This is a genomic window from Lentibacillus halodurans (genome assembly GCF_900112045.1).
GTDB classification, from domain to species: domain Bacteria; phylum Bacillota; class Bacilli; order Bacillales; family Amphibacillaceae; genus Lentibacillus; species Lentibacillus halodurans.
The window spans coordinates 51,580-74,769 of sequence record NZ_FOJW01000015.1; the positions used below are offsets into that span (position 1 = coordinate 51,580).

The window sequence follows — 23,190 nt, forward strand, 5'->3', positions numbered from 1 at the left end:
AGGCATTTTTGCACGTAAACAGGTGGGAAAAAATGAACGGAATTCACGATTTTTTACGATCGAAAGAAGATATAGATTCAGTTATAAATGGTGTTTCCGGTGGAATGAATGAACAGCTGATAGCAGGGCTGTCGGGATCCGCCAGAAGTCTTTTTGTATCGATTATAAATGAATCACTGGAAAGACCTGTTTTGCTTGTGACACACCATCTGACACAAGCACAGCAGCTGTATGATGACTTAGCCGCATTTACAGGAGAAGAACATGTCTACTTATATCCTGTAAATGAGCTGATCGCATCGGAAATTGCCATTGCCAGTCCAGAACTGAGAGGTCAGCGGATTGAGGCTTTAACGGAATGGTCACAAAAGAAATCCGGTATATTAATTGCGCCTGCAGCGGCATTAAAACGGATGCTGCCTCCAACAGATTACTGGCGAAAATACCAGTTGATTTTTCAAATCGGTGAAAAAATTGATCTGGATACATACCTATCATTTTTGATAGATATGGGTTATGAACGCGTTTCAATGGTTACGGCACCAGGTGAATTCAGCCGCCGCGGCGGCATTATTGATATTTATCCGGTTACCGAAACACATCCGGTACGTATCGAATTATTTGATGATGAAATAGATTCTATACGGTTTTTTGATGCAGACAGTCAGCGTTCATTGGATAAACAGTCTGTCATGACGATTGGTCCTGCCACTGAAATGCTGCTGACTGAAGAAGATAGGCTGACGGCAGCTCAACGGCTGGAAAAAGCTTTAGCTGAATCGTTGCAAAAGGTAAATTCCCAGGAAGAAAAAGAAACATTGGCTGAAGCTATTGAGCATGATATTGAACGTCTGAAAAATTTAGAGCACTTTCAGGAAATGTATAAATATATCGGCTTCCTCTATAGCAATCCCGCTAGTTTACTAGACTATTTGCCGTCTGACGGCTTAATTATTCTTGATGAAGTGAGCAGGATTCAGGAAACAGCAACCAGTCTTGATGCAGAAGAGGCTGAATGGTACAGCAGTCTGCTGGAAGCGAATAAAATGGTGCGGAACAGTCATTTTTCATTTGACTGGAATACAGTGTGGGAGAATATCTCCCATCAACGTATCTATATGTCCGTGTTCTTGCGGCATATTCCCAATACCCATCCGCAAAATATCGTAAATTTATCCACAAGAACGATGCAGGAATTTCACGGGCAGATGCATCTGTTCAAAAATGAATTAAAACGTTGGGAGAAAGGTGATTTTTCGGTCGTAGTTCTGGCACCGAATGAAAAACGGGCTGAAAAGATTCACTCCATCTTCATGGATTACGAGATAGAAGCGGATGTTGCGCATGAGCTGACGCTGCCCGTAAGACGACCAACCATAACGGTGGGCAATATTAGCAATGGTATTGAATTCCCTATGCATAAGCTCGTATTGATCACCGAAAATGAATTGTTTAAAAAGAAAACAAAACGCCCGCGAAAAAAACAGAAAATTTCCAATGCAGAACGGATCAAAAATTATCAGGAATTAAAAGTTGGCGATTACGTTGTTCATGCGCATCATGGAATTGGTAAATATTTGGGGATTGAAACACTGGAAATGAATGATTTGCATAAGGATTTTATGCTGATCAAATATTCCGGTGATGATAAATTGTATGTCCCCATTGACCAGATCGAACTTGTCCAGAAATTTGTTGCTTCTGAAGGCAAAGAGCCCAAGATGCACAAATTGGGCGGCAGTGAATGGGCCAAAACTAAACGGAAAGTACAATCCAATGTAGAGGACATTGCGGATGATCTGATTAAATTGTACGCTGAGCGTGAAGCCAGAAAAGGGTATGCATTCAGTGAAGAAACGGAAATGCAGCGTGAATTCGAGGCAGCTTTTCAGTATGAAGAAACCGAGGATCAGCTGCGTTGTATTGCTGAAATCAAAGCAGATATGGAAAGGGAACGCCCGATGGATCGACTGCTTTGCGGGGATGTTGGGTATGGGAAGACAGAAGTAGCCATCCGTGCTGCTTTTAAAGCAGTGGCAGACGGAAAACAAGTCGCCATACTGGTACCGACTACTATTCTGGCACAGCAGCACTTTGAAACGATCCGGGAAAGGTTTCAGGATCAAGCTGTTACGATAAGTATGCTGAGCAGGTTCCGAACGAGAAACCAGCAAAAAGAAACGATTGAAGGCATTCGAAAAGGACAGGTTGACATTGTGATCGGGACCCATCGTTTATTATCAAAAGATGTAACTTACCGTGATTTGGGGCTCTTGGTCGTGGATGAAGAGCAGCGGTTTGGTGTCAAACATAAGGAAAAAATTAAACAGCTGAAGACAAATGTTGATGTTCTCACATTGACGGCAACACCAATCCCAAGAACATTGCATATGTCGATGCTGGGAGTCCGTGATTTATCGGTGATTGAAACGCCGCCGGAAAATCGCTTTCCAATCCAGACCTATGTGATGGAATACAATCCTATTTTTGTACGCGAGGCCATTGAACGTGAAATGTCACGTGGAGGCCAAGTGTTTTTCCTCCATAACCAGGTGGAAAATATTGATAAAATGGCACGTGATCTTGGTATGCTCGTTGATGACGTCCGAATAGCTGTCGCCCATGGTCAGATGAATGAGACGGAACTGGAAAATATCATTTTTGCCTTTTTGGAAGGTGAGTATGATGTTCTGGTCAGCACGACCATTATTGAAACAGGTGTTGATATTCCGAATGTCAATACATTAATCGTCAATCAGGCAGACCGGATGGGGCTCAGTCAGCTTTACCAGTTAAGAGGAAGGGTTGGACGGTCCAATCGGGTTGCTTACGCCTATTTCACCTATCATCAGGATAAAGTGCTGAGCGAAGTTGCGGAAAAAAGACTCGAAGCGATTAAAGAGTTTACTGAACTCGGATCCGGATTTAAGATTGCCATGCGTGACTTGTCCATCAGGGGTGCCGGAAATCTGCTCGGTGCTCAGCAGCATGGCTTTATTGATTCAGTCGGGTTTGATATGTATTCACAAATGCTTAAAGATGCCATCGATGCACGTAAATCAGGTAAACAACTGGATGAAATCGAAACATTTGAACCAGAACTATCGCTGGCAATTGACGCCTATATCCCGGAATCTTACATTAAAGACGAAAAACAAAAAATTGATATGTATAAACAGTTCCAGTCGATTTCCTCGTCTGATGATATCGGGGAGCTTAAAGATGAATTAATTGACCGTTTTGGTGACTACCCTGCAGAAGTGGCGAACTTGTTCATTGTCTCTTCTATGAAACGGCAGGCACAGCAGCAGCAAGTGGAATCCATCAGCGAAAAGCCGGGTAAAATCGAAATACTTGTGACCGAGAATCGCAGCCAGGAAGTCGATGGATCCAAATTATTTGACCTGGCCAACCAGTTCGGGCGGGAAATACAGCTTGGAACAGAAGGCAATAAATTAAAGGTACTGTTTAAATGGACGCGTGATACCAAGCATCAGCGATATGAAATACTCGAAAACTTTATCAGCCAGTTAGCTGACGTCAACCGGGATAACTGATCTTTATGATTGCAAGGATCGTGAAATCGGCTATTTGCCAATTTCACTCCCCAACCCGGCTTCTAACCTGTGGCTTCTGCAAAAACGAAAGGCTTGCCGAGTTTTTTCAATCATGTATAGTTCTTTCAGGATGATTCATACTAAACTCACAACTGGTGTTTTTTTCTCATGGAGGAAACCACTGAAAATACATACACCAGATACAATCATCTCAGAAAGTGAGGCTCCATACAGATGAAGGCAACAGGAATTGTACGTCGCATTGATGATTTAGGAAGGGTCGTTATCCCGAAAGAAATCAGACGAACGTTACGTATTCGTGAAGGTGATCCATTAGAAATATTTGTTGACCGGGAAGGCGAAGTGATCTTAAAAAAATATTCTCCAATAAATGAGCTGAGCTCTTTTGCTAAAGAGTACGCGGAAGCATTGTTTGATTCGCTCAACTACCCGGTTTTCATTTGTGACCGCGATGAGATTATTGCTGTGGCTGGCGAGTCCAAAAAAGATTATTTAAATAAAAGTATCGGTTCACAGCCGGAAAAGACGATGGAAGACCGTACCATGACTTATGAAACGGAAACATCGACAGTTGAGCTGGTCAAGGGGCAGGAGGAGCAGCTTGATTCTTATTGCATCAGTCCGATTATTGCCAACGGTGACCCGATTGGTTGTGTCATGCTGTTTTCCAAAGAAGGCGATAAACTGAGCAATGTGGAACAAAAAGCAATCCAGACTGCTTCAGGCTTTTTGGCTAAGCAAATGGAATGATCAATCTGCAAGGTCTTCTTATGATTAAAACCGCAGCTTTGGAAAAAATCGGCATTCGCACCATTAAATAGGCTATTCGCCGATTTCCGTTATCTGATTCGTAACTGCTGAAAAGACAAGGCGACAGCCATAAAATCGGCCCGGCCATGATTGGTACTTTCTGATATTCAAGCAAAAAAGAGGCTGAGACAAAAGGATATTAGCCAAAGATACATCCGAACGATGATTCCACTATGATGGGAGCAGTTCGGATGTATCTTTTGAGGTATTGTTGAACATTTGTTGCGCATGATCCATCAAACTGAGAAATTACTTGGTCTTAGATTTGCTTGCTTCCATGCTTTTGTTGGTGAGTGCATGATGGTCGCTGCGGAAAAATCACCCTTTCCGGGGGCACGGCCTCAGGTAACTTTGCCTCGCGCTGTTCCCTCAGGCGTGTCGCATTTTTCCGCAGCTTAGAATCGTGTTCTCATCAGGTGACAGCAAGTTCAATGAATATCGTTCCATCAGTCCTTTTCTTCCAACAATCAGCACCCCAACATGAGCGGAGGCAGCATACGGAGACTCCTATTATGGGAACAGCACGAGCCGAAGACCCCGCAGGAAGAGGTCTTTGCTTTCCGAGGAGGCTGAGGCCGTGCCGATGGAAAGCGCAGTATGCTGCCGGAGCGAATGATAGCAATCACTAAAATAAGAATGGAAGGAAGGCTGCACCCCGACAAATTGTCACGCTTTCGCAGTCGTTATCAACGATGAATAAGGATGTGACTGTTGAAAAGTCAAATGCAGCACTTCCTGCCCTGTAGTCGTTCGTCTTTAGCGTGGAAAGTTTTAATTATGTCCCAATCTCTTTTTTCGTTTCCGGGATTAGTGTAGTTATAACAGGGAATGGGAATTTCATGGAAATACTGCACCTATGCTATAATGGGATATATTCTTATTATTAGAATCGGGGTTTTATGAGTAATCGGCTGATTCACCGATTACTTCCGTATCAGACCTCTGGAAAAACGAGGCTGATCCTGAGTTTCTAAGAAAGGCGTTTAGGATGGACGGAAACGAGCATAACAGACTGGTGAAAGGTGCTTTATTGCTGACATTAGCGGGAGTGATCAGCAAGCTGTTAAGTGCAGGTTACCGGATTCCGCTGCAAAATTTGACAGGGGATCTGGGATTTTATGTTTATCAGCAGGTATATCCATTTCTGGGTATCACCGCGATTTTAGCTTTATATGGTTTTCCTTCAGCTATATCCAAAATGACAGCCGAATTAAAAGCACAGGGTAAAAGCCTTTCGCTAAGGTGTTTTTACATGCCATTGTTTCTGCTGCTCAGTTCCCTGGCTGGAGGTGCTTTTCTGTTTTTATTTTTTAACGCAGAGGAAATAGCTGTATGGGCAGGCGATCCCAACTTGAAGCAAACATATAAACTGGCTGCCTTTACCTTTTTGCTTATTCCTTTTTCTGCCTTAATGCGCGGAGTGTTTCAGGGGATGCAGCTCATGCAGCCGACAGCTTATTCACAAATTGGCGAGCAATTTACGCGCGTGATGCTGATTATTGCCGCTGCGGTTTGGATTTATACGCAATCGGAAAAAATATATACCGTTGGGCAAGCTGCAGTGATCGCATCGTTCACAGGCATACTGACCGCAATTGTTATCCTCCTGTTTTTCTTTATTCGGTACAAGCCGGCAGAAAAACAGCGATTTACAATTCCCTGGCACTACTATGTGAAAACATTGCTTGTATTAGGGGGAGCGGCGGCTTTCATTCATATGGTGCTGATTATGATTCAATTTGCCGATACGTTCACACTCATCCCGGCCTTACAGGAACATGGACTTTCCAGGGATGAGGCAATGAAGGCAAAAGGAGTCTTTGACCGCGGACAGCCGCTTATCCAGCTCGGAACCGTTTTGGGATCATCATTTGCACTAGCTTTAATGCCGGCGATATCGGGTGAAAAGTTGAAGTACGATGCCCAGACGCTTTATCATTCTATCTATAGTGCCATGCTGATCAGTTTTTATTTGGCAGTTGGTGCGACAGTCGGACTGATCATGATTTTTCCGGAAACCAATCGATTGCTCTTTCAAAGTGATGATGGGACAAACACCTTAAGAATACTGGCTATCGCTATTTTCCTCAGTTCCATCGGTATAACAGCCGCCTCTATCCTTCAGGGGCTTGGTTATATGAAACGGACAGCCGGATTTGTCGTGATTGCTTTTTTCCTGAAGTGGATTAGTAATCAATTGCTGGTTCCATTATTTGGGATTACTGGGGGAGCTTTAGCGACTGTGCTCAGTTTAACTGTTTTTACTGTATTGATGGTTGCCGGATTAAAACAGAAGCTGCCTGATTATCATATGAAAAAGCATGTGAACGGGTCTGCTCTTATCATTGCTATAACAGTAATGATCGTCTTTTTATGGGGTATGGATCACTTGGTTGGGCCTGTCGCATCAAGATCCGGTTTGTTTTTCTATGTTATGTTCTTGACGGTCGGTGGAGCATTTATTTATTTAGTGCTGCTGTTAAGGCTGAAAGCTTTTACCGAAAAAGAGCTATCCATGCTTCCATTTGCTGGGGCTTTGATTCGAATACATAAAGAGAGGGAAGGATAATGAGCAATTCAATCGAAGTTATCGGGCTCGGTGCCGGGGATTTGGATCAATTATCACTTGGCATTTATAAGAAATTAATCAATCATGGTACTGCCTTATACGTTCGTACGGCTGATCATCCGGTCGTAAAACAGTTAAAGAAGGAAGGCATATCTTTCACAGCATTTGATCAAATATATGAAGCGAAGAAACGGTTTGAGGATGTGTATCAGCATATTACCGATACACTGCTGGAAAAAGCAGAGAAACAGACAGTCGTATATGCTGTACCAGGCCATCCGATGCTTGCTGAAAAGACCGTGCAGCTGTTATTGGATCAGGCGGATGTTCCGGTTGAGATCGCTGGCGGACAAAGCTATCTTGATGCCTTGTTCACATCACTTAAAATGGATCCGATTGACGGGTTTCAATTTGTCGACGGGCTTGACTTTGACCGCAATCAGATTGATTATCGCCACCACATTATTTTCAGTCAGGTATATGATCGGCTGATCGCGTCAAATGTGAAACTTGCTTTACTGGAGGACTTGCCGCCGGATTATCCTGTAAAAATCGTAGAGGCGGCCGGCGGTGAACAGGAAAAAATCATCGATGTCCATCTGGAGGAATTGGACCATGTTTTTCCGGATGTTCATAATCTGATCTCCGTTTATATTCCTCCTGTCCGTGATGATATGCTCCACCATACATTTACACGGCTGCGTGAAGTGATTGCGACCTTAAGAGGACCTGATGGCTGTCCATGGGATCGTGCCCAAACCAATGAAACATTAAGGGAATATGCCATTGAAGAAATTTATGAACTGATTGAAGCTATTGACGAACAAGATGATGACGGTATTGTGGAAGAACTGGGCGACATACTGCTTCAGGTGATGCTCCATAGTCAGATTGGCGAGGATAATGGTTATTTTACCGTTGAAGATGTCATTCGTTCGATTACGGATAAAATGGTTCATCGGCACCCGCATGTTTTTGCCGACCGATCAGCCGATTCTGTAGATACTGTTTACGCGACGTGGGATGAATTGAAACAGGAAGAAAAGGGTGATCAGCGAGAATCTGTATTAGATGGAATACCTGCTGGACTGCCGGGGTTGGCAAAGGCCTTTAAACTGCAGAAGCAGGCAGCCAAAGTCGGGTTCGGCTGGGAGGATGTCCATGATATATGGAACAAACTCCAGGAAGAGATGGAAGAAGTACATGAAGCGGTTGACAACGGAGAACAGCCTGAAATTGAAAAAGAACTTGGCGATGTATTATTTGTACTGGCTAACATATCACGGTATTATAAGGTAAATCCGGAACTCGCTCTGAATCAGACGAATCAGAAATTCATTTCCAGGTTTTCTTACATTGAAAAACAATTGCAGAAACAGGGGAAAGACATCAGACAAACTTCCCTTGAACAAATGGATGATTATTGGAATCAAGCTAAAAGAAGAGAGTGATAGAATTGCGTCTGGATAAATTCCTGAAAAATTCAAGACTCATTAAACGAAGGACTCTAGCGAAAGAAGTGGCCGGTCAGGGACGGATCACTATTAATGGAAACCCGGCGAAAGCTTCAACCGTATTATCCATTGGTGATGAACTGGTGATCAGATTTGGCCAGAAAATTGTGACGATTGAAGTGATCGCATTAAAAGAAGCGGTGAAGAAAGATGAAGCGCAAAACTTATATAAAGTGATCAGTGAAGAGAAAGTGAATTAGGTTCTATACTTGTCCCTTCTATCATAAAGTAATAGTGATAAGGAGGGCGAAGTGTATGAATTATTATGAGCAAGATCCCGTTAAACGCTCGCAGCAGGACCATACCGTAAAAGTAAATAACCGAAAAAATCTGGAGATAACCGGTGTAAAAGAAGTAGACAGTTTTGACAATGAAGCGTTTTTGCTGGAGACGGTCATGGGCTATTTAATTATCCGCGGGCAAAATTTACAGTTAAAAAACCTGGATGTAGGTGAAGGTCTGGTTACAATCAAAGGCAAAGTGTACGAGCTTTCCTATGTCGATGAACATCACCAGGAGAAAGCTAAAGGATTCTTTAGCAAGCTCTTCAAATGACGTTGAATGTCCAATTCATCACAATGATTTCCATGATCACCGGCGGATTTTATTTGGGGATGGCCTTAGATACATTCCGGCGTCTCTCCATCTATTGGAAGCAGCGGGTATTTCTGAAATACTTCATGGAAATTAGCTTTTGGATGACCCAGACAATGCTCTTATATTATGTGTTGTTCCTGGCAAATAGCGGTGAGTTGCGCTTCTACGTGTTTATCGCCATTTTACTGGGTTTTTCCATGTACCAGGTTTTAGCTGCTAACCTGTATAAACGTATGCTGGAATACTTGATCAGAATGATGGTCAAGGTTTACCGGTTCCTGCAAAATATGGTCAGGGTTACGATTGTTACGCCGATAAAGTTTATCATTCAATTGTTGATGACCATCATAATGTTTACAGCAAATACACTGTGGAACCTGCTTCGGTACAGCTTTAAAATTGTTTTTGTCCCGGTATTTTGGCTGCTTCGACTGATTTTTCGTATGCTTCCTCAAAATATTCAAAGGAATTTACACAAAATTGCAGGATTTTATAGTACAATAGAGAATACATGTAAGAAATGGATTAATGATTGGATGTCTAAGAGGAGGTAGACGCCCAGTGCCTTTAAAGAAAAAAAACGTTACAAGATTAGATTCGAATTATATGCAGCAGTATGATGCCTACATAGAGAGACAAAAAAGAAAAAAACAGCGTTTGGTGCGCCGCCTTGTTTTATTTTCAATTGTGGCTGCAATAGCTTTTGGCAGTCTGGTGACCTACCATATAAACCAGCGTGCACTTCATGAGGAAAAAGAAGAGCAATATGAACAACTGCAGAGCGAGATGGCCACACTTGAAAAAGAGGAACAGAATTTAAAGGAAGAGATTAAACTGTTGAATAATGAGGAATATGTATTGGATATTGCTCGAACGAATTACTTTTTCTCAAAAGAAGGCGAATTAATTTTTAAAATCCCTGATGAGGACCCCTCTTATTGACACACTTTTACAAGACTGGCTATAATATATAGGAAGTATACTTTTCAAAAATCTAAGGAGGAGCACTTTTTTTATGTCAATCGAAGTAGGCAGCAAGCTGCAGGGAAAGGTAACCGGTATCACTAATTTTGGGGCCTTTGTCGAAATTGAGGAAGGAAAAACAGGTCTTGTCCATATTAGTGAGGTTGCTGATAATTATGTGAAAGACATTAACGAACATTTGAGCGTCGGTGACGAGGTAACGGTCAAAGTGCTTAATGTCGAAAAGGATGGTAAGATTGGACTGTCCATCAAAAAAGCGAAAGACAGACCGCCACGTCAGCGGAATCGTCAGCGTACAGAATCGTTTGAATCGAAAATGAACAAATTTCTTAAAGATTCGGAAGACCGGTTAGCCTCTTTGAAAAAGCACACGGAATCCAAACGCGGAGGTCGAGGTGCTAAAAGAGGATAGCAGTTTGCTGTCTATGAACAATTGATAATAAATTCACCATAAATGAAAAAGCAGGTGCCATGTCTCAACGTGGCACCTGCTTTTGTATTGACTTTTTTAATGAAGTCCTGGTGCTATGAACACACCGTTGACATACACGTGCTCTCAGGAAGAGGCTGAAGCGTCACCCGCGGAAAGTGACGAGCGAAACGTCCTCCGAGTAAGATGCGAATTGCGAGGAGCGTATGCCTCACCGAATAGCTTGCAAATGCGACGAGCATATCCTGCCTGCAGCGGATTCGTGTATCAGCCATTTTTTCATAACAACACTTTTAATAAAACTATCAGATATAACAAAGGAAATCGGCGAAATAGCCGATTTCCTTTGTTGCTTAAATGGCGGCGGAGGGGATCGAACCCCCGACCTCACGGGTATGAACCGTACGCTCTCGCCAGCTGAGCTACACCGCCGATTTTCAGTCACAAGGAATATAATACAACAGCAATAAAGATGTGTCAACGATTATTTTTCAGGGCCCTTTTTTTAAAGATTGTTGTTATTTCACCCGCAGCCTGAATACAGTTCGCGCACCTTTGGGTGACCCGTGAGCTCGGGCGAACACGATGTTGGTCAACGGGAGACGTTGTCAGCCTTTGTTCCTTAATGTCCGCTATGGGGGTTCACTTTAGCCATGCTTCCGCAGGGGTCTACGTGTATCCAGACTGCTCAGTTTTTCTAAAATGTTTTTGGTCTCAAACATTTAGAAAGCAGCATTTTTCAACAGTTGTTCCTCCACAAAAAGATGACATCACTAAACATAATGTGAAGTCAATTGTAGAAAATCGCTTGTCCACTCAGAAACCAGTCGAACGATTTTTTGGATTTACCCTGTTGTTTTGACAAAAAAAGAATACATCATGTGTTTTAATATTTGGCAAGAGGGAGTGGTATTGAATGATGAATACGGTTTCGGGAGTGGATTCCAAAGCGCTGGGTGTAAGTCAGGGGCTGTTGGAAAAACTCCGCATGAAGTTTTCCGCACAGATGAAAACATTACTATTTGACAAAGGATGGCTATTTTTTCTTGTCGGTTTTTTGCTAGGACGAGCAGTCATCCTATCGGTTGTTTCTCCATTTGCGATTGCTTTTTTAGCTGCGGTCTGGTTAATACATAGGGAGAAAGCTGTAAAAGTGATGCTTGCTGTTTTGGCTGGGGCATTGAGTTTTTCTCTTACACACGGGATCTTTATTGCATTAGCGATGATTTCATTTGTTATTCTGGGCGGTATCTTTAAACATGTCCAAAAGCAGCAAGTGCTGATACCGCTTTTTGTATTCTTTTCAACAGTAGCACCCAGACTGTTTATCTATTCTATTTGGGGTCAGCTGTCGTCCTATGAATGGATGCTTATCCTGGTAGAAGGGGTCTTGGGAACTGTCCTGGTATTAATCTTTATGCAGAGTATTCCATTATTATCACCAAAACGTTTTAAACCCGGATTAAAAAATGAAGAAATTGTTTGCATGATTATACTGATTGCATCCATTTTAACTGGAACGATCGGCTGGGAAGTGTACAATGCTTCGGTTGAACAGGTCTTCTCAAGGTATTTCGTTTTACTGCTTGCATTTGTCGGCGGAGCAGCGATCGGGTCAACGGTAGGCGTTGTAGCCGGGCTTATTTTGTCACTTGCCAATGTCGCCAATCTTTATCAGATGAGTTTGCTTGCTTTTTCCGGCCTGTTGGGGGGACTTCTCAAAGAAGGCAACAAGATCGGTGTCAGTATTGGACTTTTGGTCGGGACATTCCTGGTTGCGATTTATGCTGATGCAGCGGGCATTATACCGTCCATTATGGAAACGTTGCTTGCGATTGCATTTTTTCTGATGACACCGTCCAGTTGGATTAAAAAATTGTCCCGGTACATTCCGGGAACCGAAGAACATACGCATGAACAGGAGCAATACTTGCAAAAAGTTCGCAATGTAACGGCCAAACGTGTTGAACAATTTTCCAATGTATTTGAAGCGCTGTCGAAAAGTTTTTCCGCGGCAGAAGAAATGAAAGAAGATACTGTGAGTGCGAGACGCGAGACAGATTATTTTCTAAGTCAGGTGACCGAAAGAACGTGCCAGTCCTGTTTTATGAAAGAGCGGTGCTGGCAGCAGCAATTTGATAAAACATATTCATTAATGGAGAATTTAAAGGATGATCTTGCCGAGGGGAAGGAGCCGAATCGAAAATCAGTGCGCGACTTTGAAAATCATTGTGTCAAATCAAAAAAAGTTTTGGATACGATGAAAGACGAAATTTCGTTTTTTGAGGCCAATAAAAAGCTGAAGAAGCAGGTAATGGAAAGCAAACGCTTTGTTGCCGATCAATTACAGGGTGTTTCTGAGGTTATGGATGATTTCGCAAATGAAATTCTCAAGGAACGCCAGCATCATGAAAAGCAGGAAATGCAAATCATGAACACACTAAAAAATATGGGAATTGTTCTGGAAAAACTGGACATTTACCGGCTTGAAAAAGGGAATGTCGATATTGAGATGACACTGTCCTTTTATGATTACCGCGGGGAAGGTTCAAAGCTGATTGCTCCGGTTTTATCTGATATTTTAAATGAAATGATTATTGTAAAAAAAGAAGAGGTATCGCCATTTCCGAATGGCTATTGTCAATTGTTATTTGGGTCTGCAAAAGAATATGTTGTTGACGCGGGGATTGCCAATGCAGCAAAAGGTGGCGGTCTAGTATCAGGCGACAGCTATCGGACGATTGAACTTGGGGAAGGCAAATACGCGATGGCGATCAGTGATGGAATGGGAAACGGCCGGCGGGCAAACGAGGAAAGTGAAGAGACATTACGGTTGCTGCAGCAGATTTTGCAGACTGGAATTCCGGAAAGTGTTGCCATCAAATCAATTAATTCCATTTTGTCATTAAGAACAACGGATGAAATGTATGCAACATTGGATCTTGCGGTGATCAATCTGCATAATGCGTTTGTCAGATTTTTGAAAATTGGTTCTACACCGAGTCTGATAAAGAGAGGTGACGAGATCATAAACGTAGAAGCAAGTAATTTGCCAATGGGCATTATTCAGGAATTTGATGTTGATATCGTCGGAGAACAATTGAAATCGGGGGATATTCTAATCATGATGAGTGATGGTATTCTGGACGGCCCGAAACATGTTGAAAATACAGATATATGGCTTAAACGGAAGATCCGGAATATGAAGACGAACGATCCACAGGAGATGGCTGATTTATTATTGGAGGAAGTTGTCCGGACGAGAGCAGGGGCCATTGAAGATGATATGACGGTGGTGGTGGCCAAGGTTACGAAAAATTCACCGCAATGGACATCTATTCCAGTATATCCGGATCAGGCACAGTGAACATTTCTGGAAGTGTTTTGATAAAAGATACAATGCTTTAAGGGTTACAAGCAGCTCGGTGTTGCCGCAAGGAGTGGCATTAATCGGGCTGCTTTCGTTTTTGTCGGCCCGTGTACGTATATTATACAGCGATTGTGGTGAGGATGGTAATGGATGAAAGGGAGGTATGTCAGGTGAAAAAAGGGACGTTAAAACAGATTTTATTAATTACCGATGGCTGTTCCAACAAGGGTGAAGATCCGGCAGTGACAGCCGCACTCGCGAAGCAGCAAGGGATAACCGTCAATGTAATCGGAATTCTTGATGATGATCAGACAGAACAGCCTGAGGGGTTGCAGGAAGTAGAGGATATTGCACTGTCCGGCGGCGGTATTAGTCAAATCGTTTATAAACAGTCCTTATCACAGACTGTCCAAACGGTTACCAAACAGGCGATGACACAGACATTGCAAGGCTTTGTTAATCAGGAACTGAAACAGATACTTGGACCAGATCAGAGTCTTGAAGAAATTGAACCCGAAAAACGAGGCGAAATTATGGAAGTTGTGGAAGATATGGGTGAGACATGTGATCTGGAGGTGCTTGTTCTGACAGATACAAGTGCAAGCATGCATGATAAGCTGCCGACTGTTAAAGAAGCATTAATTGACTTGTCGATCAGTTTGAACGCCCGCATTGGGCGAAATCGATTTTGTATTTACAATTTTCCTGCAAAGCGCAAAGATATTGAGAAAGTTTCGGATTGGTCACCTAAGCTTGATTCAATCTCCACTATATTCCCCAAACTAACAAGCGGCGGAATAACACCAACCGGACCAGCGATCAAGGAAGCCATGTATCAGTTTGGCAAGAAAGGCTTGTTTAGAAACTTGAGGGATGAAGATGAACCAGGCGTGGAAGAAGCAGGATATTAATCTGAGACCAGGGACTGCCATTACCGGGAAGTGGCATCAGCACCGTTATGTGATGAAACAGAAACTTGGTAATGGTGCAGTCGGTACGGTCTATTTGTGTGAACGAAATGGTAAATATGCAGCCTTGAAAATCAGTGAAAACTCAACATCCATGACGGTGGAAGTAAATGTTCTGAAGTCATTGCAGAAGGTCCAAGGCAGTCGTCTTGGACCTTCATTGCTTGATGTAGATGATTGGGAAATATCACGGAATCGTAAGTATTCATTCTATGTGATGGAATACTTGCAAGGGGAACCGTTAGGTCATTTTGTCAGCAGGCATGGCTATGAATGGGTGGGTATCTTTATGCTGCAGTTACTCGATGATCTTGAACATCTCCATCAAGCGGGATGGGTGTTCGGCGATTTGAAGTCCGAAAACCTTATCGTGCTCAAGCAGCCGCCGAAAGTACGCTGGATAGATGTTGGTGGTACAACACAAATAGGCAGGGCCATCAAGGAGTACACGGAGTTTTATGACCGTGGTTACTGGGGAATGGGTTCAAGGCGTGCAGAACCAAGCTATGATTTATTTGCATTTGTGATGGTGTTTTTAAATATATATTATCCCAAACGGTTTGAAAAAGGATCTAACCCAAAGGCAACCCTTTTGAGAAAACTGCATGATGCCAGGCAGCTTCGTGTGTACAGAGAGTGCCTGAAAAAGGCGCTTCTGGGCAAGTATCAGTCGGCCTCCCAAATGCGGAATGAATTATTGCACACGATTCATGCTGCCGGAACCCCGGGCAGGGCAGACAACCGGCCAAGTCGTTTCAGTTTCAGCGGAGCTCCGCTTTTAGAAGGTGGCGGCATTGCTCTAATTGCCTTATTCTATTACCTTTCTTCATTACTGCTGCCATAAATTTTTAAAGGCATCATGACACTTTGTCATATTAGAAAGTTATGATAGAATATAGTGAGCAATCCATAACTTTGTGGTAAATGATTAATGTTGAGATCGGTTAATTCGCCGATTCTCTCAAATCAAATTTTTGACACTCGGCCCGGAAAGATGAGGGTTAATCCTAAGTCCTTCCTAATAGAAAGGAATTGCGATGGATCATACAGTTCGTGCATTTATTCAGAGCCACCAACTGATAAAAGAACATTCAACTGTCTTAATAGCTGTTTCAGGCGGCCCGGATTCCATGGCATTGCTTCATTTTTTGGAAAGTATCCGGTCAGAGTGGAATTTACGGCTGATTGCAGTATCTGCTGATCATCAGCTTCGGGGGGAGGAATCGCTGGAAGATCTCGATTATGTTAAACAAACCTGTCAAAAATGGGATATTGAATTTATCGGGACTTCATTGGATGTACCAACTTACAAACCGAAAAGGCATATCGGGACACAGGCTGCCGCAAGAGAACTTCGCTATCAATTTTTTGCCGAACAGATGCACATATATCAGGCGGATTACCTTGCACTTGGACATCATGGTGATGACCAGGCGGAGTCAATGCTGATGGGACTTGTACATTCTGCCACTTTGAAGTCACTGGCGGGGATGCCATTAGAACGGGATTTTGCATCGGGAAAAATCATTCGGCCTTTTTTATGTGTAACCAAAGAAACCATCGAAAAATATTGTGAGGAAAAGGCGATAACACCAAGGCGTGATCCATCCAATGACGAAAATACATATACAAGAAACTATTACCGGAACAAAGTACTCCCATTATTAAAAACAAAGAACCGGAATTTGCATCAGACGATTCGGCATTTAAGCCTATCACTTCAGGAAGACGAGGCATTCCTGAAGCAAGAAGCTGAAAAGATGGTTGAACAGGTTGTTTCATTCGGTCAACTACAAGCCGGGATTTGCTTTAACATGCATATTTTTAAGACCTATCCGCGTTCTTTACAAAGGCGAGCCTTTCATCTAGTATTAAATTATCTGTACCATGAATATCCGCAAAATATTTCATATGTACATGAAGAACAATTTTTTGCCATGCTGGAAGCTGATCATGGCAATGTTGAGATTGATTTTCCTGATCATTTGAAGCTGAAAAGATCGTATCAGAATATATCCTTTTACTTCCCTGACCATCAGTCTCAATCTCTTTCTTATCATATGATGATGGAAATTCCCGGAGAAACGGTGCTGCCGAACGGGATGACCATCTCAGCGGATTTCACCAGTCAACCGGATAAACAGGGTAAAATGACGTATATTTGTCATAAAGACGCTGTGGCGCTGCCCTTGCACATAAGGACGCGAAAACCCGGCGATCGGATGAGATGGACGGGATTAAGTGGAAGTAAAAAACTGAAGGATATTTTTATTGATGCTAAAATTCCATTAAATGAAAGGGATACATGGCCGGTTATAACTGATAATAATGATGAAATCCTATGGCTGGCCGGTTTAAAAAAGGGTTTGCCGCCAAAGCAAACTGAAACTGGTACTTATATTGAATTAAGCTACGGAAAAGGGAATTGATTATAGGAGGCGCAGCATGCACAACGATATTGAAAAAATATTGATAACTGAAGATGAAATTGCCGCTAAATGTGCCGAGCTTGGAGAACAGTTGACGAAGGAATACGATGGAAAATTCCCTTTGGCAGTCGGTGTTTTAAAGGGAGCGATGCCGTTCATGTCAGATGTTTTACGGCACATTCATACACACCTTGAGATGGATTTTATGGACGTATCAAGTTATGGTGGCAAAATGCGCTCATCAGGCGAAGTGAAAATTGTAAAAGATTTGGACACAAAAGTTGAGGGCCGCGATTTACTGATTGTTGAAGATATTATTGACAGCGGTCTGACATTAAGCTATCTGGTGGATTTATTTAAATACCGTAAAGCGAATTCCATTAAAATCGTTACGATGCTTGATAAACCATCGGGAAGAACATCCTATATCAAGGCTGATATGATCGGGTTTGAAGTGCCCAACGAATTTGTTGTTGGTTATGGGCTGGATTATGAAGAACGCTACCGTAACCTGCCATATATTGGAGTGCTGAAACCGGAAATTTATGGTGGAGAAGAAACGTAAACAAAAAGAGCAGACAAAAGACATAACCACTGATCATATATCATAAATTCCATATGATGCATGACATTTTCATGGTTCACGGCTTTTGTGTTAATCGGCATGATATGGTGAGTACAATTAGTTGTGTTGGCACTTTTGAATATGGTACTATTGTTTGTAGTTTTTCCCGCTTGGGAGGAGGTAAGGAATGAACCGGATATTTCGAAATGTCATATTTTATTTACTGATATTCTTAGTCGTTATAGGCGTCATAGGAGTATTTAATGGACAAAATGAACAAAGAGAACAGTATGATGTGCAGCAATTCATGAATGTGTTAAATAATGGTGAAATCGATGAAATGACGATGCAGCCTGCTAATGGCATCATGCGTATCACCGGAACACTGTCCGGGGGCGAGGAATTTGTTGCCCAGGTACCTGATACGTCAGATATTATCACGCAAATTACCGAACAGGCTGCAGACCAGAGTTCGCTCAGCGTAGCCGAAGAGGAACAGCCAAGCGGATGGGTCACATTTCTGACAACGATTATACCATTTCTTATATTGGGACTGTTTTTCTTCTTTATACTCAGCCAGGCTCAAGGCGGCGGTGGCGGCCGTGTGATGAACTTTGGCAAGAGTAAAGCGAAAATGGTCAGTGAAGATAATAAAAAGGTCCGATTTAAAGATGTTGCAGGAGCAGACGAGGAAAAACAGGAACTTGTTGAAGTTGTTGATTTTCTGAAGGATCCCCGCAAATTCTCGTCAATTGGAGCAAAAATCCCTAAAGGAGTGCTTCTTGTAGGACCTCCAGGGACAGGTAAAACATTACTGGCACGTGCAGTTGCAGGGGAAGCCGGGACACCATTCTTCTCGATCAGTGGTTCAGACTTCGTTGAGATGTTTGTCGGTGTTGGTGCATCCCGGGTACGTGACTTATTTGAAAATGCCAAGAAAAACTCCCCCTGTATCATATTTATAGATGAAATTGATGCAGTCGGACGTCAGCGGGGCGCTGGTCTCGGTGGCGGTCATGATGAACGGGAGCAGACATTGAACCAGTTACTCGTTGAAATGGACGGATTTGGTGTCAATGAAGGTATCATCATTATTGCTGCAACAAACCGTCCGGATATTCTTGACCCGGCACTCTTGCGTCCAGGACGTTTTGACCGGCAAATTACCGTTAACCGCCCGGACGTTAAAGGTCGTCAGGAAGTATTGAAAGTGCATGCAAAAGATAAACCGCTGGATGACACGGTTGATATCAAAACCATCGCCATGCGTACACCAGGCTTTTCCGGTGCTGATCTGGAGAACCTGCTGAATGAAGCAGCACTTGTGGCAGCACGTTTTGATAAGGATAAAATTGATATGGTGGATGTCGATGAAGCCATTGATCGGGTTATTGTCGGTCCTGCCAAGAAGAGCAAGGTTATTTCAGAGAAAGAACGTAACATTGTTGCCCATCATGAAAGCGGCCATACCATCATCGGCAAGGTACTGGAAAATGCCGATGAAGTCCATAAAGTTACCATTATCCCGCGCGGTCAGGCAGGCGGTTATGCCGTCATGCTGCCGAAAGAAGACCGGTCCTTCATCACGAAACCTGAGCTGTTCGATAAGATTACCGGCTTATTAGGCGGTCGTGTAGCTGAGGAAATTATGTTTGGTGAAGTGAGCACAGGCGCTCATAATGACTTTCAGCAGGCAACCAACATTGTACGCAAAATGATTACTGAATACGGTATGAGCGACAAGATTGGTCCATTGCAGTTTACAAGCGGCGGCGGGGAAGTGTTCCTCGGACGTGATATTCAGAACGATCAGAATTACAGTGATGCGATTGCACATGAAATTGATAAAGAAATGCAAAACTTTATTAATTATTGCTATGATCGTGCCAAATCCATTCTGACCGAGCATAGGGATAAACTGGAATTGATGGCACAGACCCTGCTTGAAGTCGAAACGCTGGACAAAAAACAAATTAAATCATTATTTGAAGATGGTGTCCTTCCTGAGCCTGAAGAGGGCGATCAAGACAGGAATAAGACAACAGAAAATCAAAGTAGCGATAATGTAAAAGTGAATATCCAGCCCAAGCATGATGAAGAAGCACACCCAGAATCATATGAAGAGGCCAAAGATAAGGCCGAAGAAAAACGGAAACAGAAAGAGCAGGAAGAACCGGAAAACAATCAGGATACATCTTCTGACTCGGATGATAAGAAAGACTAACAACTTCCTATACATGCAGCCTCTCATGAAATTGAGAGGCTTTTTTGATATTGATTAATAATATGGGGCTGGCTAGTAAGGTATCACCGCCAAAATTGCTGCCACTTCCGTTGCTTTGCAGCTGCAATTTGTTTTTGTGTCTCTAAACTTTGATTTAAAGTCTGCATTAGCTTTTGATCTCTTTCTTGCTGTCGTTGCTCTTGCGTTTCCATTCGTTCTAATATAATCAAATGTTTTTGTGCGACAAGGTGATTTGTCAACGCGGGTTTTTAGCATCATTCTTTTTGAAACTCAAGTTTTTCTATTCTTTATGAAGCATAGTTTTGTGCTATAGTTAAAAGATAGAAAAGGTATACAGGAAGGTTTGGTCATAAATGCTTTTTGTGCTCGATGCAGGCAACACGAACACGGTACTTGGTGTTTTTAAGGATGATACATTAATTCATGAATGGCGCATCAAAACGGACCGGTATAAAACAGAAGATGAATTTGCTGTCCTCGTACAGTCATTATTGGGTCATGAGAATATTTCATTTTCGGACATTGACGGGGTGATTATTTCCACTGTCGTACCACCGATGATGTTCGCATTGGAGAAAATGTGCACGAAATATTTTCATCTGGAACCAATGGTCATTGGCAAAGATTCAGTGCATTCATATTTGAAAATGGTTTACCCGAACCCGGAGGAAATCGGTGCTGACCGGATTGTAAATGCAGTGGGAGCCATTGAGGAGTATGGCGCCCCAGTGATTATCATTGATTTTGGAACGGCAACGACATACTGTTATGTTAATGAAGATAAAGCCTATCAAGGCGGGTTGATTGCCCCCGGGATTCTGATATCAATGGAAGCTCTTAATAGTAAAGCCTCAAAACTGCCGAAGATTGAAATTCAGGCACCGGAAAATGTGATTGGCAATTCAACAGTGGAAGCCATGCAGTCTGGTGTTTTTTACGGATATGTTGCACAGGTTGATGGGATTGTGAACCGGATGAAACGGGAAGTGCAGACAGAACCGGCAGTCATAGCAACTGGCGGTCTGGCATCCTTAATTGCAGATGCATCCGAAAGCATTGATTATGCTGATAAATATTTGACATTAAAAGGACTTTATCTGATTTATCAAAAGAACATGCAAATGAAAGATTCTTAAGCGCAGAATTGCTAAAGGAGTTGGAAAATACACCATGAAGGATTACCTGGTAAAAGCAACTACATACGGCGGGAAGGTTCGTGCTTATGCGATCAGTTCGACAAATACAGTCGGAGAAGCGCGGAGAAGACAGGATACGTGGGCGACTGCTTCAGCTGCTCTCGGGCGGACGATTACGATCAGCGCCATGATGGGAGCGATGCTGAAAGGTGATGATTCGCTAACCGTCAAGATTGAAGGAAATGGGCCCATTGGCGCGATCATTGCCGACAGTGATGCGACCGGTGATGTACGCGGGTATGTCACGAATTCGCACGTTGATTTTGATTTAAATGCTTATGGTAAGCTTGATGTAGCACGGGCGGTTGGTACAGAAGGAAATCTCAGTGTTGTAAAGGATCTGGGGATGAAGGAACACTTTACAGGGCAGGTCCCGATTGTGTCCGGTGAGATTGGTGAAGATTTCACCTATTATTTTGCGAACTCTGAACAAATTCCTTCCGCTGTGGGCGCGGGTGTATTGGTTAATCCTGATCACAGCATACTGTCTTCCGGTGGCTTTGTCGTACAAGTGATGCCTGATGCTGATGAGGAAGTCATAACCCGTCTGGAAGAAAAAATTCAAGACTTTCCCGAAATCTCAACGTTGATCAGGGAAGGAAATTCACCTGAACAGATTTTGGAACGGCTTTTTGGAGATGAAGAAATAGCAATTCACGGGCGTTTGCCGATCCGTTTTCAATGTAAATGCTCCAAGGAACGCGTGCAGCAGGCCATCATTGGATTAGGCAACGAGGAAATCCAAAACATGATTGATGAAGATCATGGTGCAGAGGCTACATGCCATTTTTGTAATGAAGTTTATCATTTATCTGAACAGGAGCTGGAAACACTTAAATCACGGGATGAAGAAGGAAAATAAACTGGATTTTTTGTCCAGCCGCCTATAGAAATCAGCAAATCAATAGATCAATCGTATGAAAGGAGCGCCTGATGGACAAGAAACTTCTCTGGGGTATTATTGCAGTTCTGCTTGTCACGAATATTGCCACGCTTATTTTCTGGAAACAGGATGGAGCGGTATCGCTTGGTCATCATGACAGGGACATTAATCAAAATGAGCCGGTTGCTTCCGTTGGTAATGAAACCATTTCGTATGAAGAATGGATGACATCGCTTCGTGAAAACCATGGACAAGAACAGCTGAAAAATCTCATCAATCAGCAGGTGGTACAGCAGCTGGCTGAAACGAAAAATGTAAACATCGATGATAAAATCATTGCCCGGGAAATAGCACTGTTAACAACCATGCAAAGGGCTATGACAAAGGAAGAGACAAAGCAAAAGGAAGAGGAATGGCGGGAAGATATTATTTACCGCTATCAACTGGAGGCGCTTCTGACAGCTGATGCAAACATACCAGATGAAGAAGTTCGGGCATATTATGAAGATTATCAGGATCAATATGACTTCCAGGCATCTACAGAAGTCTCCCATATTGTCGTAAGCGATGTTGAAACAGCAGAAAAAATCATAACAGAGCTTGATAACGGCGCTTCGTTTCATTTGCTGGCACAGGAATACTCGTTAGATGAGGAAACCAAAAATAACGGCGGGTATATGGGTTTTTTAGTGAATACGAGCCAGTTTTGGCCTGCCGGTTATCTGGATAAACTGGAAAATATGGAAGAGCATACATACAGTGATCCTTTTCAGAGTGATGAGGGAATATCAATTATTTATCTTCATCGCAGACTGCCGTCCATTACATTTGATTATGAAGAGATAAAACCTTATGTGGAGCGGGAAATGGCAATGGATCAATTGGATCAGTCATTGTCTGCTGAATCATTATGGGATGAACTGGACTTGGACTGGGTTTATGGAAAGGCTGAATCCTGAAAATTTTTAGTGTATTTTGATTGACATTTTTTTGGTTTAAACGTACATTATATTTAAATCCTATAAAATTACTTGGAATTGGGAGGAATCAGG

At 42.7% G+C, this 23,190-nt stretch carries 19 protein-coding genes and 1 tRNA gene; 18 read left to right on the forward strand and 2 right to left on the reverse strand.

Going from position 1 to position 23,190, the window contains the following annotated elements; genetic code table 11:
• The first annotated feature begins 32 nt into the window (after nucleotides 1-32).
• The 9 genes from mfd (at nucleotide 33) to BM195_RS15475 (ending at nucleotide 10,464) form a co-directional block, all read left to right on the forward strand.
• Nucleotides 33-3,557, forward strand: a complete 3,525-nt coding sequence (mfd, locus tag BM195_RS15435) for a transcription-repair coupling factor (RefSeq protein WP_090240571.1) — start codon at nucleotides 33-35, stop codon at nucleotides 3,555-3,557.
• A gap of 234 nt (nucleotides 3,558-3,791) precedes the next feature.
• Nucleotides 3,792-4,328: a stage V sporulation protein T gene (gene spoVT / locus BM195_RS15440; protein WP_090240574.1), complete on the forward strand. Its 537-nt coding sequence runs from the start codon at nucleotides 3,792-3,794 to the stop codon at nucleotides 4,326-4,328.
• 1,048 nt (nucleotides 4,329-5,376) lie between these two features.
• Complete coding sequence (locus BM195_RS15445; protein WP_090240577.1) at nucleotides 5,377-6,957, forward strand: putative polysaccharide biosynthesis protein; 1,581 nt, start codon at nucleotides 5,377-5,379, stop codon at nucleotides 6,955-6,957.
• Nucleotides 6,957-8,408 carry a bifunctional methyltransferase/pyrophosphohydrolase YabN gene (gene yabN, locus BM195_RS15450; RefSeq protein ID WP_090240580.1) on the forward strand — a complete coding sequence of 484 codons (1,452 nt, stop codon included), beginning with the start codon at nucleotides 6,957-6,959 and terminating at the stop codon, nucleotides 8,406-8,408. Before BM195_RS15445 ends, yabN begins: the two co-directional genes overlap by 1 nt.
• 5 nt (nucleotides 8,409-8,413) lie before the next feature.
• Nucleotides 8,414-8,671: an RNA-binding S4 domain-containing protein gene (locus BM195_RS15455; RefSeq protein WP_090240581.1), complete on the forward strand. Its 258-nt coding sequence runs from the start codon at nucleotides 8,414-8,416 to the stop codon at nucleotides 8,669-8,671.
• 55 nt (nucleotides 8,672-8,726) lie between these two features.
• On the forward strand, nucleotides 8,727-9,026 hold the full coding sequence (yabP, locus tag BM195_RS15460) for a sporulation protein YabP (RefSeq protein WP_090240583.1): 300 nt from the start codon (nucleotides 8,727-8,729) through the stop codon (nucleotides 9,024-9,026).
• Nucleotides 9,023-9,622: a spore cortex biosynthesis protein YabQ gene (gene yabQ / locus BM195_RS15465; RefSeq protein WP_090240585.1), complete on the forward strand. Its 600-nt coding sequence runs from the start codon at nucleotides 9,023-9,025 to the stop codon at nucleotides 9,620-9,622. The genes yabP and yabQ overlap by 4 nt, the downstream gene beginning before the upstream one ends.
• A gap of 7 nt (nucleotides 9,623-9,629) precedes the next feature.
• Nucleotides 9,630-10,010 (forward strand): FtsB family cell division protein, encoded by a 381-nt coding sequence (locus BM195_RS15470; RefSeq protein WP_090240588.1) that lies wholly within the window; start codon nucleotides 9,630-9,632, stop codon nucleotides 10,008-10,010.
• 73 nt (nucleotides 10,011-10,083) lie between these two features.
• A complete protein-coding gene (locus BM195_RS15475; RefSeq protein WP_090240591.1) occupies nucleotides 10,084-10,464 on the forward strand; it encodes a S1 domain-containing RNA-binding protein in 381 nt (126 codons plus the stop codon).
• 376 nt (nucleotides 10,465-10,840) lie between these two features.
• Here BM195_RS15475 and BM195_RS15480 read toward each other — a convergent pair.
• A tRNA-Met gene (locus BM195_RS15480) sits at nucleotides 10,841-10,914 on the reverse strand.
• 484 nt (nucleotides 10,915-11,398) lie between these two features.
• Here BM195_RS15480 and spoIIE point away from each other — a divergent pair.
• The 6 genes from spoIIE (at nucleotide 11,399) to ftsH (ending at nucleotide 20,038) form a co-directional block, all read left to right on the forward strand.
• A complete protein-coding gene (gene spoIIE, locus BM195_RS15485; RefSeq protein ID WP_090240597.1) occupies nucleotides 11,399-13,849 on the forward strand; it encodes a stage II sporulation protein E in 2,451 nt (816 codons plus the stop codon).
• Between the two features lie 149 nt (nucleotides 13,850-13,998).
• On the forward strand, nucleotides 13,999-14,763 hold the full coding sequence (locus tag BM195_RS15490) for a VWA domain-containing protein (RefSeq protein ID WP_090240600.1): 765 nt from the start codon (nucleotides 13,999-14,001) through the stop codon (nucleotides 14,761-14,763).
• On the forward strand, nucleotides 14,732-15,664 hold the full coding sequence (locus tag BM195_RS15495) for a protein kinase domain-containing protein (RefSeq protein ID WP_244535782.1): 933 nt from the start codon (nucleotides 14,732-14,734) through the stop codon (nucleotides 15,662-15,664). The genes BM195_RS15490 and BM195_RS15495 overlap by 32 nt, the downstream gene beginning before the upstream one ends.
• Nucleotides 15,665-15,857: 193 nt before the next feature.
• Entirely contained in the window at nucleotides 15,858-17,249 is a 1,392-nt protein-coding gene (gene tilS / locus BM195_RS15500; protein WP_090240604.1) for a tRNA lysidine(34) synthetase TilS, read from the forward strand.
• Nucleotides 17,250-17,265: 16 nt separating this feature from the next.
• Nucleotides 17,266-17,814 carry a hypoxanthine phosphoribosyltransferase gene (hpt, locus tag BM195_RS15505; RefSeq protein ID WP_090240606.1) on the forward strand — a complete coding sequence of 183 codons (549 nt, stop codon included), beginning with the start codon at nucleotides 17,266-17,268 and terminating at the stop codon, nucleotides 17,812-17,814.
• Nucleotides 17,815-18,001: 187 nt separating this feature from the next.
• The gene (ftsH, locus tag BM195_RS15510; RefSeq protein WP_090240608.1) at nucleotides 18,002-20,038 is read left to right on the forward strand and encodes an ATP-dependent zinc metalloprotease FtsH; all 2,037 of its coding nucleotides are present in this window, start codon (nucleotides 18,002-18,004) and stop codon (nucleotides 20,036-20,038) included.
• An 83-nt stretch (nucleotides 20,039-20,121) separates the two neighbouring features.
• On the opposite strand, the gene BM195_RS18915 is transcribed toward ftsH, so the two are convergent.
• Nucleotides 20,122-20,250 (reverse strand): DUF3967 domain-containing protein, encoded by a 129-nt coding sequence (locus BM195_RS18915; protein WP_139224013.1) that lies wholly within the window; start codon nucleotides 20,248-20,250, stop codon nucleotides 20,122-20,124.
• A 162-nt stretch (nucleotides 20,251-20,412) separates the two neighbouring features.
• Here BM195_RS18915 and BM195_RS15515 point away from each other — a divergent pair, with 162 nt between their 5' ends.
• From BM195_RS15515 to BM195_RS15525, 3 genes are all read left to right on the forward strand, one after another.
• Nucleotides 20,413-21,195, forward strand: coding sequence for a type III pantothenate kinase (locus tag BM195_RS15515; RefSeq protein ID WP_090240609.1), 783 nt, complete (start codon nucleotides 20,413-20,415; stop codon nucleotides 21,193-21,195).
• Between the two features lie 34 nt (nucleotides 21,196-21,229).
• Nucleotides 21,230-22,117: an Hsp33 family molecular chaperone HslO gene (gene hslO, locus BM195_RS15520; protein ID WP_090240610.1), complete on the forward strand. Its 888-nt coding sequence runs from the start codon at nucleotides 21,230-21,232 to the stop codon at nucleotides 22,115-22,117.
• A 71-nt stretch (nucleotides 22,118-22,188) separates the two neighbouring features.
• A complete protein-coding gene (locus BM195_RS15525; protein WP_090240612.1) occupies nucleotides 22,189-23,097 on the forward strand; it encodes a peptidylprolyl isomerase in 909 nt (302 codons plus the stop codon).
• Nucleotides 23,098-23,190 lie beyond the last annotated feature (93 nt).